Annotated in this window: 17 protein-coding genes; 10 read left to right on the top strand and 7 right to left on the bottom strand. The window is 41.9% G+C overall.

What is annotated here, in order from left to right; genetic code table 11:
- Positions 1-48: 48 nt before the first annotated feature.
- On the top strand, positions 49-438 hold the full coding sequence (locus RIC88_RS05795) for a hypothetical protein (RefSeq protein ID WP_350216565.1): 390 nt from the start codon (positions 49-51) through the stop codon (positions 436-438).
- Between the two features lie 32 nt (positions 439-470).
- Here the strand turns inward: RIC88_RS05795 and RIC88_RS05800 are convergent, their stop codons facing one another.
- Positions 471-1,352 carry a DUF72 domain-containing protein gene (locus RIC88_RS05800; protein WP_350216566.1) on the bottom strand — a complete coding sequence of 294 codons (882 nt, stop codon included), beginning with the start codon at positions 1,350-1,352 and terminating at the stop codon, positions 471-473.
- Positions 1,353-1,394: 42 nt separating this feature from the next.
- A complete protein-coding gene (locus tag RIC88_RS05805) occupies positions 1,395-2,258 on the bottom strand; it encodes an SDR family oxidoreductase (protein ID WP_350216567.1) in 864 nt (287 codons plus the stop codon).
- A gap of 17 nt (positions 2,259-2,275) precedes the next feature.
- Here RIC88_RS05805 and RIC88_RS05810 point away from each other — a divergent pair, with 17 nt between their 5' ends.
- The 7 genes from RIC88_RS05810 (at position 2,276) to RIC88_RS05840 (ending at position 9,208) form a co-directional block, all read left to right on the top strand.
- On the top strand, positions 2,276-2,845 hold the full coding sequence (locus RIC88_RS05810) for a nitroreductase family protein (RefSeq protein ID WP_350216568.1): 570 nt from the start codon (positions 2,276-2,278) through the stop codon (positions 2,843-2,845).
- Between the two features lie 111 nt (positions 2,846-2,956).
- On the top strand, positions 2,957-4,285 hold the full coding sequence (locus RIC88_RS05815; protein WP_350216569.1) for a pyridoxal phosphate-dependent decarboxylase family protein: 1,329 nt from the start codon (positions 2,957-2,959) through the stop codon (positions 4,283-4,285).
- 159 nt (positions 4,286-4,444) lie between these two features.
- Positions 4,445-4,786: a 4-(cytidine 5'-diphospho)-2-C-methyl-D-erythritol kinase gene (locus RIC88_RS05820; RefSeq protein ID WP_350216570.1), complete on the top strand. Its 342-nt coding sequence runs from the start codon at positions 4,445-4,447 to the stop codon at positions 4,784-4,786.
- A gap of 14 nt (positions 4,787-4,800) precedes the next feature.
- On the top strand, positions 4,801-5,838 hold the full coding sequence (locus RIC88_RS05825; RefSeq protein ID WP_350216571.1) for a serine hydrolase domain-containing protein: 1,038 nt from the start codon (positions 4,801-4,803) through the stop codon (positions 5,836-5,838).
- Between the two features lie 131 nt (positions 5,839-5,969).
- Complete coding sequence (locus RIC88_RS05830; RefSeq protein ID WP_350216573.1) at positions 5,970-6,488, top strand: hypothetical protein; 519 nt, start codon at positions 5,970-5,972, stop codon at positions 6,486-6,488.
- 88 nt (positions 6,489-6,576) lie between these two features.
- Positions 6,577-8,190 (top strand): SulP family inorganic anion transporter, encoded by a 1,614-nt coding sequence (locus tag RIC88_RS05835; RefSeq protein ID WP_350216574.1) that lies wholly within the window; start codon positions 6,577-6,579, stop codon positions 8,188-8,190.
- A 61-nt stretch (positions 8,191-8,251) separates the two neighbouring features.
- Complete coding sequence (locus RIC88_RS05840; RefSeq protein ID WP_350216575.1) at positions 8,252-9,208, top strand: NAD(P)-dependent alcohol dehydrogenase; 957 nt, start codon at positions 8,252-8,254, stop codon at positions 9,206-9,208.
- Between the two features lies 1 nt (position 9,209).
- Here the strand turns inward: RIC88_RS05840 and RIC88_RS05845 are convergent, their stop codons facing one another.
- The 5 genes from RIC88_RS05845 to tgt are packed head-to-tail and all read right to left on the bottom strand — an operon-like array spanning position 9,210 to position 13,834.
- Positions 9,210-10,349: a serine hydrolase domain-containing protein gene (locus RIC88_RS05845; RefSeq protein WP_350216576.1), complete on the bottom strand. Its 1,140-nt coding sequence runs from the start codon at positions 10,347-10,349 to the stop codon at positions 9,210-9,212.
- 28 nt (positions 10,350-10,377) lie between these two features.
- Positions 10,378-10,698, bottom strand: coding sequence for a heavy metal-binding domain-containing protein (locus RIC88_RS05850; RefSeq protein WP_350216577.1), 321 nt, complete (start codon positions 10,696-10,698; stop codon positions 10,378-10,380).
- Positions 10,699-10,702: 4 nt separating this feature from the next.
- Positions 10,703-11,614, bottom strand: coding sequence for a DMT family transporter (locus RIC88_RS05855; RefSeq protein WP_350216578.1), 912 nt, complete (start codon positions 11,612-11,614; stop codon positions 10,703-10,705).
- Positions 11,611-12,693 (bottom strand): LptF/LptG family permease, encoded by a 1,083-nt coding sequence (locus RIC88_RS05860; RefSeq protein WP_350216579.1) that lies wholly within the window; start codon positions 12,691-12,693, stop codon positions 11,611-11,613. Before RIC88_RS05860 ends, RIC88_RS05855 begins: the two co-directional genes overlap by 4 nt.
- 10 nt (positions 12,694-12,703) lie before the next feature.
- Positions 12,704-13,834, bottom strand: coding sequence for a tRNA guanosine(34) transglycosylase Tgt (gene tgt, locus RIC88_RS05865; RefSeq protein ID WP_350216580.1), 1,131 nt, complete (start codon positions 13,832-13,834; stop codon positions 12,704-12,706).
- Between the two features lie 92 nt (positions 13,835-13,926).
- On the opposite strand from tgt, the gene RIC88_RS05870 reads away from it, so the two are divergent.
- Both RIC88_RS05870 and RIC88_RS05875 read left to right on the top strand, forming a co-directional pair.
- Positions 13,927-15,003 carry a glycosyltransferase gene (locus RIC88_RS05870; RefSeq protein WP_350216581.1) on the top strand — a complete coding sequence of 359 codons (1,077 nt, stop codon included), beginning with the start codon at positions 13,927-13,929 and terminating at the stop codon, positions 15,001-15,003.
- Entirely contained in the window at positions 14,991-15,602 is a 612-nt protein-coding gene (locus RIC88_RS05875) for an RNA polymerase sigma factor (RefSeq protein ID WP_348283739.1), read from the top strand. The genes RIC88_RS05870 and RIC88_RS05875 overlap by 13 nt, the downstream gene beginning before the upstream one ends.
- The last annotated feature ends 15 nt before the right edge of the window (positions 15,603-15,617 follow it).

Raw genomic sequence — 15,617 nt, forward strand, 5'->3', positions numbered from 1 at the left:
ACCTTTTGCGCTTCTCATCATCTAATGTGAAAATTAAAATTTTAGAAGATGAGAAAAATAGCATTGATTATTGGGCTCTTGGTGGCCGGCACTATTGTTCTTGCACAAGACAAGCGGGAAGAATTAAGAGAAAAACGTGAAATTAAAATTGAGGAATACAGAGAACGATTGGAGCTTTCTGATGCTCAAATTTCAGATCTCAAAAAGTTAAGAGTAGATGCAAAACCACAACTTGATGAAATCAGGAATGATACGTCCAAATCCAGGAGTGATAAAATGCGTGCTCTTGCGGCCATCATGGAGAAGCAAGAAAAAGAAGTTGCAGAGATTTTGAATGATGAACAATTAACAGAATTAGAAGCCATCAAAAAAGAAGTTAGAGAAAATCAAGAGGTACGTAGAGAAAAAAGGAAAGAAAGGCGTGGAGATGGACGATAAAATAGTTGGCTCTCAAATAAGGGCTTTTCTATTCAAAACAAACTTTCTTGATCCGGCCCAACAGGAATGTTGATATCAAGCCCAAACTCTTTATTCAGCTTGTGAATAAAATGAGCAGATAGTACAGGTGATTCTTTTTCCAAATTCTGATGCACGAAAAAGTAGAGATTTTCCATCCCCAGATCAGTCCACTGCTTCAAGCGATCCATCCAGGTATCCAGACGAGAGTAGTCGCTTTCATGATTGGCTCCAACATATCGCACAAATACAGAAGGTGATGTCAGCCTCATATGTAGCAGGTCTCTCCTGCCTGCTGTATCAGTTACTATATTTGAAATGTTGTGCTGCTCAAATAATGCATACACTTCATTTGCTACCTCAGCATCGTTGAACCATTCGGTGTTTCTGAGCTCGATCGCCAACGGAATATCCTTTGGCCAATACTCCACAGCTGTTACCAGCCGTTCCATGTTTTGAGGTTTGAAATTGTCATGAAGTTGAAGGAAACACATACCCAGTTTGTCGCCGAATGCACGAATGTTAGTTGTATATCGCTCGATAGGTTCTTCTACATTGTTCAGTCTTTTGATATGACTGACCATCTGGTGCACTTTCGGAAAGAATTTGAAGTTATCGGGTGTTTTTTCTACCCACTTTTCAATCTGCTCTACACTGAAGTGGTTATAAAACGTAGCATTAAGCTCGATCGAATTGAACTGGGTTGAATAATATGCGAGCTCGTCCTTTGTTCCACGCGGATAGAATTTCTTTAAATCCTGCTTATTCCATTTTGCACAACCCACAAAGACCTGTTTCAGACCACTTCCCTGTTTTAATACTTTCTCCGTATCGTGATGATCGTCAGGTAATGAAAAATCAATTTCAGCGGGATTGTCGACACTTCCGAATTTCATGCTATGAGCTAATTTTTTATTAAAGCTAGCCTCTTTTCGATGCTATTTCAACAATCCGATGGCTTTTGCAATGACTTTGTCTACCACCCGGGTTGGCATCAATCGAGGGAGTGTCCAGTTTTTGAATTTCTGAGGCACGATGAGGTATCGCACTTTTGGCTTTTTGCTTTCGAAGGCATCAAATATAATTTTCGCTGCTCTCTCAGAAGTCCACGCTTTTTTTACAGCATTGGCCACAAACTTGGTTTGGAACTTTTTCAGTGGAGCATTGAAAACAGAATTCTGAAATTTTTCTTCTTCGGCCTGGTTGGCTCCTTTATGCCATATAGGTGTCTTAATTGGGCCTGGTTCTATTAAAATCACATCTATCCCAAACATCATAAGCTCCTTCCTCAAACTTTCAGTGATTCCCTCTAGCGCATGTTTGGATCCTGAATAAGGCGACATAAACGGCATCCCATGACGTCCGGCAACAGAGGAAATTTGAATAATTCTTCCGGGTTCTGAAGGATGGTTTTCCTTTGCCCCTAGCAATGGCAGAAATGCCTGAGTTACTTTGATCAATCCAAATACATTGACATCAAACTGATGCTTATATTCTGAGACATCAAGATCCATGAGCGGCCCACCTATAGCAATACCGGCATTATTGATGAGCGCACCAAGTCCTTCATGACCAATTTCTTTTTCCAATCGCTCTGCAGCTTTATCTATAGCATTATAATCAGTGACATCAAACAGCAACGAATGAAAGCTTTCACCCAATTCGTTCGTCAGCCGATCCGCATCTTCCTGTTTTCTTACACTTCCATACACGGTATAACCATTCGCAACAAATACCTTTGCCATGTCATAACCAATGCCGGTTGAAGCGCCGGTTATCAGGATGTTTTTAGATTTCGCCATTTATAAATAATTCAAGAGTGAGTAAGATAAACGAAATTATACGCCAGCGGCGATCCGTGTATCCAGCGCAATATATCAATAAGCCTATACCAAGAGAAATTCTGGAAGAGCTCCTCCTCAATGCTAATCATGCGCCTACACATAAACTTACGGAACCCTGGAGGTTCAAAGTTTTCACTGGTGAAGCAAAAACTAAACTCGGAGAGTTCTTGGCAAAAAAGTATCAAGAAATCACTCCTGAAGAAGCGTTTTCTCCGGCCAAGTACGAAAAAATTAAATCCAAACCGACAATGGCCGGGGCTATGTTGGCAATTGTGTTGCATCGGGATCCGGCAGAGCGCGTGCCTGAATGGGAAGAAATTGCATCTGTGGCGTGTGCAGTTGAAAATATCTGGATTGCGCTTGATCAATATGATCTGGGTGGATACTGGAGCAGTCCTGCCCTCTGCAAATTTTTAGGAGAGCATGTTTCGATGAAAGAAAACGAAAGGTGTATCGGCCTTTTTTACATGGGCTATTGTGAGCCTTCCGATCGGGTTATCCAAAAGAAACCGATTGAAAATAAAGTGGAGTGGATTGAGGATTAATTTACCTCGTCATTGTGAATGAGCTGCCTGCCGACAAAGGCAGGGACGAATGGAGCAATCTTGTTTTTTAGATCGCTTCGCAAGCTCGCAATGACGCAAACTTTTGACGAAATGAAACTAGAAAAAGAATCTATACAACTGCTCACCAAGGCAATAGAAAAGTTAGAATCGGGATTTGATTTACCGGATTTTAATACATCCTATGATTACCAAAAGATGGAAGAGGTGATCTTAAAAGTTGCTGAAAAAATGCATGACAACTACCCGTATTTTCATCCGCTGTTTGCAGGCCAAATGCTAAAACCTCCTCACCCGATTGCCAAAGCAGCTTACATGATGGCCATGTGGATCAATCCAAATAATCATGCCATGGATGGAAGCAAAGCAAGCTCTCCGATGGAAAAAGAAGTTGTTGAAGATTTGGCTAAGATGTTTGGGTGGAGCGAGCACCTGGGACACCTAACCGGAGGTGGCACCATGGCCAATCTGGAAGCTTTATGGATTGCCGGCAACATTCATCCGGACAAAACCATTGTGGCTTCTGATCAGGCGCACTACACCCATGAGCGAATATCCGAGGTACTAAAGCTAAAGTTTGAAAAAGTAGCTACTGACCACCAGGGACGGATAGACATAGATGCATTAGAAGAAAAGCTGAAAAAAGGCAATGTAGGTACTGTGGTTTGTACCATGGGAACCACGGGGTTGGGATCTGTTGATCCGCTTCCTGAAATAGTTGACCTACAGAAAAAGTACGACTTCAGAATCCATGCCGATGCAGCTTACGGAGGGTATTTCAGACTGCTGGAGAATCTGGATCCATCAACGAGTGAAAAATATGCTTTGCTGGATCAGGTTGACAGTATCGTCATTGACCCTCACAAACAAGGATTACAGCCATACGGATGTGGCTGTGTGCTTTTCAAAAATCCTGAAGTGGCGCAGTATTACATTCATGACTCTCCATACACCTATTTCACTTCCGAAGAATTGCATTTAGGTGAAATCAGTTTGGAATGTTCAAGAGCCGGAGCTTCTGCTGTCGGACTCTGGGCCACACACCAATTGATGCCTCCGGTCAAAGGCGGAAAGTTTGCGGCTGATTTAGCGAAATCCAGAGATGCAGCCCTTTCATTCTACGAAAAGCTGAACACAAGTGATCATTTCTTTCCAATCGTAAAGCCGGAAACGGATATCGTGGTGTGGGCGATGAAAGGGCAAAAAGTAAGTGAGATGTCAAAGGCTGCACAGGAAGTATTCAAGCGAGCAGAACAAAATCATTTGTACCTGTCGCTTTACAAGTATCCTACAGCCAAATTCAATAATCCCGATTTTGAAATTGATGCAGAGTACCTCATTTGTCTTCGCTCCTCACTGATGAAGCCGGAACACAAGGATTGGCTGGAGGAGATATGGGCAAGACTTGAGAAAAGTATTTAAAAAGAGTAGATCAGGTACTACTACGTTTATAATTCTCAAAGACTTTCCTTTTGAACGTCATGAACAACGTTGAATTTGAGATCTGCACGGCTTGTGCGCGTTACATTATACTGTCAGCTGCGCCATTATAACAGATAGTGCTACTTTTTCATAACACCTATGGAAGCGAACATGAACCTTTCTTTCTCTCAGATACTCGAACTGTTAAAGAACTTGCCTGGTGAACAGAAGATCAAGATTTCCCGTGAACTTGAGAAGGAAACTATTGGCTCCAAACTGACTGAACTTTTGACTGCTTCTCCTATTAGCCTATGGAGAGACACGCTTGAAAATGACTTTGAAGCTTCTATTTTTCCTAAATACTCTGAGATAGCCCAAATTAAAAAGGAAATGTATGAAGCTGGAGCTATTTATGCCTCTATGACCGATAGTGGGAGTACGGTTTTTGGGGTGTTTGCCAATGCAATTAAACATCCAGCATGGAAGTTGTTTAAATTGTAATTTAGCCTATTACTATGCCCAATAAGCAAACAAAACGAATACTTAAAATAGGACTTATTACCGCATCGATCGGATCTTTGTACTTCGTGCCATGGCTTTTGGTAAAAGCATGGATACTTCCACTACCAAATACGGTTCAGGAACAGTTGGATGAAGCCATCGAACATGGGTTTGATGGAGTGGTTGTCTATGTCGATCAAGCAGGTCAACCCCCTAAGTATTTTGCTTCAGGATGGCACGATCGAGAGATGAGAATACCAGCTAAACCTCAAGCTCTATTCAAGCTTGCTAGCATAAGCAAACTATATGTTGCTGTGGCTGTCACAAAGTTGGTAAGTGACGGACGACTTTCATTAGATAAAACCATTCCTGACTATTTGCCTGAGCTTGTAGGAAGAATTGAAAACGCCGAAAAAATCACCCTGAGATTGATGGTACAGCACCGGAGCGGCATCCCCAATTTCACTGACACCCCAAATTTCTGGGCAGCTCCGACTCAGTCTTATGAAGAAAGTCTTGCATTGATTCTGGACATGCCGGCCAACTTTGAACCTGGCAAAGACTATGAATACTGCAACACGAATTACCTTTTGCTTAGCAAAATCATGGATGAAGAACTTGGATATGATAACTTCCAATTCATTCAAGAAGAAATTCTGACTCCACTTAATCTGAACAATACTTTTAGTTCATTAAGTGAAGTGAATATCGATGATGTGATGAGTGGCTATCATGTTGGACATCCTTTTGATCTGAAGACAGACGATCATGGCATGTTGGCCACAGCTGAAGACGTAGGTATATTCCTACGGGCATTGAACGATGGTTCATTGTTTAAACCCGGTGAACAGGAAATATATTCTTCCATTTATGAGTATAAACATGCCGGTTGGGTTCCTGGATATCAAAGCTTCGCAGAATATCACGAAGACCTGGATGCTGTAATTATTGAATTCTACAGCACAACCGATCCTAAACTTTACAATTGGAACTTGTCAGAAATTATAAACAATCGGATTGTCAAGATACTAAAAGAGCAAGAAGGATCATAAAAGCACTCACTAGATTAAGATGATTCTAATACTGCTCAAACATATCAGTCCCCCAATCTTAATTTTAAACAAACAATAAACGATTTCAACACAAACAATCAACCTTCAACAGGATTTTAAATACATAAGACATGGACATATTAAAAGCAGCCACCGAGTGGGCTAAAGCGGAAGTTTTCTCCACCCGATTCTTCATCATTTTCGCCATTCTGTTTTTAGCAGCAAGCGCTGGGTTTTGGCAGCTCGGTAAAACCGAATTAGCCAAGGCTTACATTATCCTACTACTGGTAGCAGGAGGATTATTGATGACCATTGGGTTAGGTTTATTTTACACCAATAAGGTCAGAATCAAGCAATTTGAAAAAGCGTATAATGAGGATGCCCCAGCGTTCGTAGCATCAGAAATAGCTCGTGCAGAAAGTACTTTAAAAGAATATACAGTGGTTTTCAAGGTTGTTCCAATGATTATCGTTGTAGCTGCTTTGCTCATTATTTTTATGAACACGCCAACCTGGCGGGCAATTGGTATCACTACTATAGCTATGATGATCGTTATCTTATTGATAGACGGCACTGCGCATGCCAGAATTGAAGCTTACTATAAGCAGTTACAATCGATTGAAAAGCAAGAAAGTAAAGGCAGACTTTGAATGCGCCATACAAAGCATTAAATAATCTCCCCATCCTTACACACCCTCCCCGAATATTCTATCTTTGCGCGCTCATTTGAGATCGCATATGAAAAGATTATTTCGAAACTTCACCTTTAATCCTAAAAATGACATCCTTTCCGGACTTACCGTAGCGCTTGCGCTGGTACCGGAAGCAGTAGCCTTTGCCTTTGTGGCGGGCATTGACCCAATGGTCGGACTGTATGGAGCATTTATGATGGGGATCGTTACCTCGATGTTTGGGGGCAGACCAGGGATGATCTCGGGGGCTACTGGTGCCATGGCCGTTGTGATGGTGCACATGATCCAGAAAGGAAATGAAGTAGGAATGACTTTATCTAACCCCGTTGAAAACCTTGGGTTGCAATGGCTATTCATCACCCTACTTATTGTCGGTGTTATTCAGGCAATGGCAGGAGTATTGCGCCTCGGAAAATTCGTACGACTTATCCCTCACTCGGTGATGATGGGCTTTGTAAACGGATTGGCCATTGTCATCTTCTTATCCCAGCTAGGTCTTTTCAAAGAACGAGTGAACGGCGAATATCAATGGATGCAGGGAAATGACCTGTTTATCATGCTTGGGTTGGTGGGTCTTACCATGGCAATCATGTTTCTGTTACCAAAGCTCACCAAAAAAATACCTTCTGCATTAGTCGGAATTGCAGTAGTAGCCTGTATCACGATTTTCGGAGGGCTGGATGTGAGCACAGTAGGATCATTTATAAAAGAAGGTGGTGGTAACGGACTGGAAGGAAGTCTACCTAGTTTCCAGGTTCAAATTTTCGGCTTACTCGATACCCTCAATGGTCATTGGGGATTGATTATCTCCACTGCTTTTCTTTTAGCCGCAGTTGGGTTGATCGAATCACTCATGACCCTAAACCTCATCGATGAAATGACCGAGACCCGTGGTAGCGGAAACCGTGAATGTGTGGCTCAAGGTGGAGCGAATATCCTGAACGGACTCTTCGGTGGAATGGGAGGATGCGCGATGATTGGGCAGTCTATCATCAATGTGAGTTCCGGAGGAAGAGGTCGTCTTTCCAGTATCACAGCAGCAGTAGCGCTACTATGTTTCATCCTGTTTGCTGCTCCACTGATTGAGCAGATTCCGATCGCTGCGCTTGTTGGAGTTATGTTCATGGTGGTGATTGGCACATTCGCATGGAGTAGCTTCCGCATCATCAATAAAATTCCTTTAGCAGATGCCATTGTTTTGGTAACCGTTTCAGCGATCACCGTATGGCAGGACCTGGCTATCGCCGTAATTGTAGGGGTTATTATGTCTGCGTTGGTTTTTGCATGGCAAAATGCGACGATGATTCGTGCACGGAAATTCATGAAAGAAGATGGCACGAAAGTGTATGAAATCTGGGGTCCACTTTTCTTTGGGTCGGTGCAGGCTTTCAATAATAAATTCGATGCAGCCAATGATCCAGAGGTTATCGAACTAGACTTCATGGAATCCAGGGTGAGTGATCATTCAGGCATTGAAGCCATCTATGCTCTGGAGCAGAAATACAAAGAATATGGCAAGCGAGTCAAGCTCGTTCACTTAAGCCCTGAGTGTAAAACATTGCTCCATAAAGCCAGCCCTGAATTTGAACATATGATCGTATCATCCATCGATGACCCTCGCTATCATGTAGTGACAGATTTGATGGACAAGGAAGTTTGATCAATTGTAACTCTTTGGTAAACTCAAACGTCCTAAATTGGTCAACTTAACCGACCAATTTGTGAAAGCAATCGTTTGTAATTCCTATGGCCCCACTTCTAAGCTACAGCTAAGAGAAGTGGAAAAGCCCACCCCGAAATCTAATGAGGTTTTAATCAAGGTACACTTCAGTGCTGTAAATGATTACGACTGGAGTATGGTAAGAGGTGAACCTAAACTCTACCGACTCCTCTTTGGTTTATTTAAACCAAAACATCCCATCCCCGGTATGGAGCTTTCAGGAGTAATTGAATCCTGTGGAGATGAAGTGACAAAGTTCAAGGTCGGAGATGCTGTCTACGGTGATATTTCTGCCCATGGTTTTGGGAGCTTTGCCGAATACGTCGCAATCCATGAGAACGCAATTGTAAGAAAGCCTGAATACCTCCCTTTTGAAGAGGCTACAGCACTTTCTCATGCTGCAAATCTAGCCTGGCAAGGATTGGTAGATTTTGGCAAAATCGAAAAAGACATGAATGTCTTAATCAATGGTGCCGGAGGAGGTGTTGGCTCTATTGGACTACAAATTGCAAAGACCTATAATTGTCAGGTGACCGGTGTAGATACAGGTGATAAATTGAAAGCCATGAAAGAGACCGGCTTTGACTATATCATCGACTACAAAAAGGAAGACTTTACCAGGAGCGGCAATAAGTACGACTTAATTCTCGATGCTAAAACAACTCGAGCTCCAAAGGCCTACCAAAAAATGTTGAACCCGAATGGGAAATATGTAACAGTAGGTGGTAAAATTGGCCGACTCCTACAGATCGCTCTTGCTCAGCATGTGATGAAAAAGCCCGTTTATATTGTGCCTCTTGACGCCAACAAAGACCTGGAACAGATTCATGTCCTATACGAGTCAGGCAAGATCAAACCATTAATTGATGGCCCTTTCTCTTTAGAAAAAACAGGTGAGGCCATTCAGTATTTTGGGGAAGGGAAACATCATGGAAAGGTGATTGTATCAATTAAATAACCTATTCGAGTCCATTATAGACTAACTTCACCATCTCCCCAATTTTAGATGGCTCAAGCCATCTGGTGACAATAACCAAATCTTTTTTCTGATCAACAACAATGAAATTACCTCCAAAACCCGCTGCGTAAAAAAGATGATCCGGTAAACCATCCCAAGCTCTCGGGCCTTTATTCAGCCACCACATATATCCATAACTTTCATATGCCACTGCTGGGGTCTGAATCATTGCTGTCCATTGCTCAGAAATTAACTGTTGATTATTCCATTTTCCTTTTCGGGCAAATAACAACCCAAATCGGGCATGGTCTTCCGTATTAATAAATAAACCACCGCCATGATGTCCTCCACCACTTACCACCTGCATTTGCTGACCATCTATTGTCGTCCATGAGTCTTCATAGCCATACCACCTCCAGGTTGTGCTTGCTCCAATCGGATCCATGATTCGCTCCTTCAGTATTTGAGGTAGTGGCTTCCTCCATACATTTAGTAAAGAATATGAAAGAACATTGACCCGTACGTCATTGTACTTGTAACTTGTTCCCGGCTCTTTCAACTCACGATACCTCCAATCATCCAATTTTCCATCTCTTGATGGTCGGTCTGCCCAGTCATATAGACCAAACAATGATCCGGACCAGTCTGACGTCTGATGTAAAAGGTGCTCCCAGGTGATCTTTGAATTATGATCCCCATCGAATGTTTTATCCCAAACATACTCATTCACCTTATCCTTTACAGATCGAATAAGTCCATCATCCAAAGCTAAACCTGCGGTTGTGGAGAGATAGCTTTTAGTCACACTAAATGTCATATCTACTCTCCCTATATCACCCCACTCAGCAACCACATAGCCGTCTTTGATGATCATTCCGGTTGGCTCACCTCTGTCTTTTGTGGGACCTTGCAGTTCATGATAAGGCTCATGGCTGAAGCTCTCGAGAATTGCTAATCTTAAGTCTGTTTGTCCCGAATACTCATTGTCTAATGCAAATTGAACTGCTTCATCAACAGAAGCTTGCTTTAGACCAATAGATGAAGGGGCTTTTGACTGCCAATCATTTCTGGATGGATAATATTGAGCGCTTAGACTAATTGTAAGACTCAGCGCATACAGGAATAGTAATCTTCTTGCCATACAGGCAAGATACAAAATATGCTATTTTCTAATCTAATTTAACAGCAGTGCCACTAGCACTCACCATCATCATCCCTGAGTCCTTTCCGAGGGTTTCGTAATCAAGATCAATTGCAATTACAGCATTGGCACCCAAAGCCTTTGCTACATCGATCATTTCCTGAACTGCAATATTCTTGGCATCTTTTAACGATTTCTCGTATGCGCCCGATCTTCCACCAACAATATCGGTGATGGATGCGAAAATGTCTTTGAATATATTAGCGCCAATAATCGCCTCCCCGGTGACAAGGCCATAGTAGGTGGAGATGGTTTTTCCCTCCACATTGTTTGTAGTAGTTAATAGCATAGTGTTATCTGATAATATCGGTTGAAAGTGCTTTCTTTTTATAGCGTCTGTTCAGTAACGGATAGAGCAACACCGAGGTTAGGATTAATAGTGTACCTAAATAAAATCCGGGGCTCATCTCCTCGCTATCCCCGAAAATAATCAATGCCAGGATAATCCCATAAACGGGTTCCAGGTTTACTACCAAATTGATAGAAAAGGCAGAAAGTCGCTTCATCAACTCAACGGAAATAGAATAGGCATATACCGTGCAAATAACTGCCAGAACGCTCAAATACAGCCAATCTGAAGTGGATGGATTTAGTGAGAGACCATCAACAAAATAGGTGCTATAAATTGGGAAGAATATGGCTGTTGCAGCGCAAGCACCTACCATTTCATAAAAGGTGATTACATACGGATCATAGGTCTTGGTCAGCCGCCCATTGATTACCGTAAAAACGGAAGCAATAAATGCAGATAGCACCGCGGTGAGCAGTCCGAGCAGGTAATCAAATTCCACATTGAAAATTACACCAATCCCAATGAAAGCGATGATACTCAAAAGCACTTCAAAACCCTTAATTTTCCTGCCCTGAGAAATTGGTTCTATCAGACTGGTCCAAAGTGAACAGGTGGCCATTCCTGCCAAACAAACAGAAGCATTGGAAATACGAGCAGACAGAAAAAACAAGATCCAGTGTGCGGCGATTAACCCACCCGTTCCCAGGATAATCCAGACGTGTTTTGATGAATTGATTCTTAAGGGGCGCTTCCAAAACTTAAGTACTACATATAATCCTAATGAAGCTATCAAGGTTCGATAGAAAACTACTTCAACTGAGGGTATCTCAATTAACAAACCCAGGATAGCCGTAAAGCCCCAAATCAGGACAATGAAATGAAGTGTCAGGTAATCCTTCTTTTCCTGTATCATCTGGGAACAGTTTTATAAAGCAGCAATGCCACTCCACTAAAGATGATATTTGGCATCCATACAGCTAAGATCAGATTCATGGAATCAGCTTCTGCAATGGCCCTACCAAGCACAAACGTGATGATGAAAGCAAATGCAATAACAAATCCGAGTGCTATCTGAAATCCCGTCCCTTCTCTTGATTTTTTCGCGGAAACGAGCACTCCTATTGCCATGAGAATGAGTACAGTAAACGGAGACATGTAGCGGATGTATTTTTCAGTCTGGAAGATATGGACATCATCCGCACCTCTGGACTTTTGCAGTTTGATGTGTCTGTTGAGCTCCGGCATGGTCATCGTTTCCCAAATACGATCCTTATTTCCAAAATCCGAAGGAGAAAGGTTGAGTAATGTATCTAATTCATCACCCGATGTGATAGTCTCTCCCATTTCATCCAGTGTTCTTTTTTGCCACCTTTTAAGTTTCCACCTTCCTGTAGTATCCCATGAAATCTGACGTGCGGTGATTTTCTCAACCAACTGAGTTCCTTTAATCGTTTCCAGCGTTACAGATGTACCCACATCACGCCGTACATCATATCGGTACAAATAAATATAATCCTCAAGGCTGTCCCGCTGCGCAATTTTTATGTGGATGTGTTTATCAGTATTGTAAAACGGATCTTTTAAATATGTCAGCTCAAAATCAATTCGGAACTTGTTGGCTTCAGGAATTATGTAACTATTGAGAAAAAAGCTGACAACACCGAGCATAACAGCTGCCACCAAGTATGGAAGTAACATTCTCCTGAAACTCACACCACTTGCCAGAATAGCTACTATCTCTGTTTTACCAGCCATTTTTGCAGTCGTGAAAACCGTGGCAATAAAAACGGTAATAGGCATGAGCAGGCTGGCAATAAATGGGATAAAGGTGAAATAGTAATCCCAGATTTGTTCAGATGAAAGCTCATTCTTAATGAAGTCATCATTCTTATCTACATAATCCAACACACAGATAATCACCTCTAGTGACACAACCACAAAAACGAAAGCCGCAAGAATTTTCTTTAATATGTACCAGTCGAGCTTTTTCATTCACTGATTATCAGAGTCGTTGACTCACCTTTTTGACCATTTTTTCTTTCCAACTTGCGAAGTTATCATTTAAGATTTGCTGACGCGCTTCACCCACCAACCACAGGTAAAATGTTAAGTTCTGGATGCTTGCAATTTGTGCGCCAAGAATCTCATTGCTCGTAATCAAATGCCTTAGGTATCCTTTGGTGTAAAAGGTGCTCGTATATCCTCCCAGTTCCGGATCAATAGGAGAAAAATCATCTTTCCATTTCTCATTCCGAATATTAACAATGCCCTGAGTAGTGAACAACATGCCATTTCTGGCATTTCGGGTAGGCATCACACAGTCAAACATATCTACACCTAAGGCTATGCACTCCAGAATATTGGCGGGAGTACCCACACCCATCAAATACCTTGGTTTATCCTTAGGGAGGATTCCACAAACATGATCAGTCATCACATACATATCCTCAGCGGGCTCACCAACAGAAAGTCCTCCAATGGCATTTCCCTCTCGCTCTTTGCTCGCTATGTACTCAGCAGACTGAGTTCTTAAATCCTTGTACACACTGCCCTGTACAATTGGGAATAAGGTCTGATCATATCCATACTTCCCTTCTGTCTCATCAAATCGGTTTATGCATCGATCCAGCCAGCGATTCGTCATATGCATGGATTTTTCTGCATAATCATACTCACATGGGTATGGTGTGCATTCATCAAATGCCATGATAATGTCGGCACCAATTGTTCGCTGGATGTCCATGATGGACTCAGGAGTAAAGAAATGCCTGCTCCCATCCTTATGTGATTGGAAGTGGACTCCTTCTTCAACGATTTTTCGATTGTCCGCCAGGGAATAAACCTGATATCCTCCACTATCGGTGAGAATTGGTCTATCCCAGCCGCTGAATTTATGTAACCCTCCGACCTGCTCAATTACATCAAGCCCAGGACGCATGTAGAGATGGTATGTATTGCCAAGAATGATTTGAGCTTTGATATCTTCTTTCAATTCCCTTTGATGAACAGCCTTAACAGTTCCGGCTGTCCCAACAGGCATAAAAATCGGAGTTTGTATCTCCCCATGAGCCGTTTTTACTGTGCCTGCCCGTGCCGCTGACTTACTGTCTGTATGATGTAGTTCGAATTGCATTGAGGGCGCAAAAATAAACGGAAAAGCTATGGGGCTGGTATTTACATTCAGCAGATTGCAGTTTGATTACAGGTTTTTGTTTACTTCACTAAATGATTTTTATTCTTTGGTGCATTGCCGGACTTATTCATCTTGCCATTACGGGTTATCTGGCTATTGCATTTTTCCGGTATCAACTCGGATCAAAAGATCATACACCAAAATTTAGCATCGTCATAGCGGCTCATAACGAAGAGGAAAATCTCAAAAAATTTATCCCCGTACTACTCAGTCAATCATACAAAAACTTCGAGATCATTATTGGGTTGGATCGTTGTACGGACGAGTCAGAACAGTTCCTGAAATCTATCGGCTCAAGTGTCCTGAAGGTGGTGAGCATATCTGAAGTTCCAGATGAGTGGAATCCTAAGAAGTACGCCCTTTCAAAAATCACAGAGCAGGCAGACGGAGATTGGCTAATATTTACGGATGCTGATTGTGTGCCAAACTCAAACCAATGGCTGGATACAATTAGGAAACACATTAATGAAAAGGTTAGTATCCTTATCGGTTTATCACCATATAAAAGTGAAAATTCATTCTTAAGCAGTTATATCAGTTTTGAAGCTTTCCACACGGGATTCCTTTACATTGGAAGGGCCCTTCAGGGTAAGCCTTATATGGGAGTAGGTAGAAATATGGCCATTAGGAAGTTTTTTTTCGAGAGTTCGAATAAGTATGATTCAATCAAATCTATTCAGGGAGGTGATGACGACCTCTTCATCCAGTCCAACGCAAACAGATCAAATACATCAGTTTATTTAGGAAAAGACAGTCTTGTAACCACTTACCCAAAAAAATCATGGAAAGAATATTTCATTCAAAAACTAAGGCACTTATCCGTGGCGGGGCGATATAAACCAAGTGATCAGCTATTTCTAACACTATTCCATGTCAGCCATCTCCTTTTCCTTTTATTATTCTTTATAAATACTTCACACATATTTTTCTTTCCAGTGCTCCTTTTTTACCTATTTATTAAATTAGTGAGTTATAGATTTGCTGCGAGCAAAATGGGGGTGCAGATCAACTATATCTTACTCCCACTCGTTGACATGCTATACGCAGTGCTCACTCCGGTGATAGCAATGTGGTCAAAACTCGTAAAGGACATTACATGGAAGAACTAAATCGTCAGTTTTCTGAAAAGGCACTGCGGGATTTTAAACTTATAGACCTTGCTACAGAAGGCAAGGATCAGGCAGCTTATGCTGAGCTGATGCAACGATATAAAAAACCCGTATACCATATGATTCTAAAAATGGTCCGAAACGTAGATGATGCGGAAGACCTGACGATAGAAGCATTTGCCAAAGCGTTTAAGAATTTAGGCAGGTTTAAAAAGGATTATACCTTCAGTACCTGGCTTTTTCGAATTGCAACGAACAATGCGATTGACTTCATCCGGAAAAAGAAACTGAATACATTCAGTCTTAACAGCACCTTTACCGATGATAGCGGTGAGTCAGTGAATATTGACGTGCAGGATAAAAACCTCACTCCTGATCAGGAGACTATCAAAGACCAGAAGATAGAGCTTGTGCGCATGTTTGTGGATAAGCTACCCGCCAAGTACCAGCGACTCGTAAAGCTTCGCTACTTTGATGAGCTTTCGTATGACGAAATAGCCAAAGAGCTTGAAGCTCCTTTAGGTACAGTGAAAGCCCAACTCCATAGGGCGCGAGAGTTAATGTATGAGTTGGTGAAGGATAAGAAAAAGCATATTTGATCACTATAATGTTGT

It is taken from the genome of Ekhidna sp. (assembly GCF_040220215.1).
Lineage (GTDB): Bacteria > Bacteroidota > Bacteroidia > Cytophagales > Cyclobacteriaceae > Ekhidna.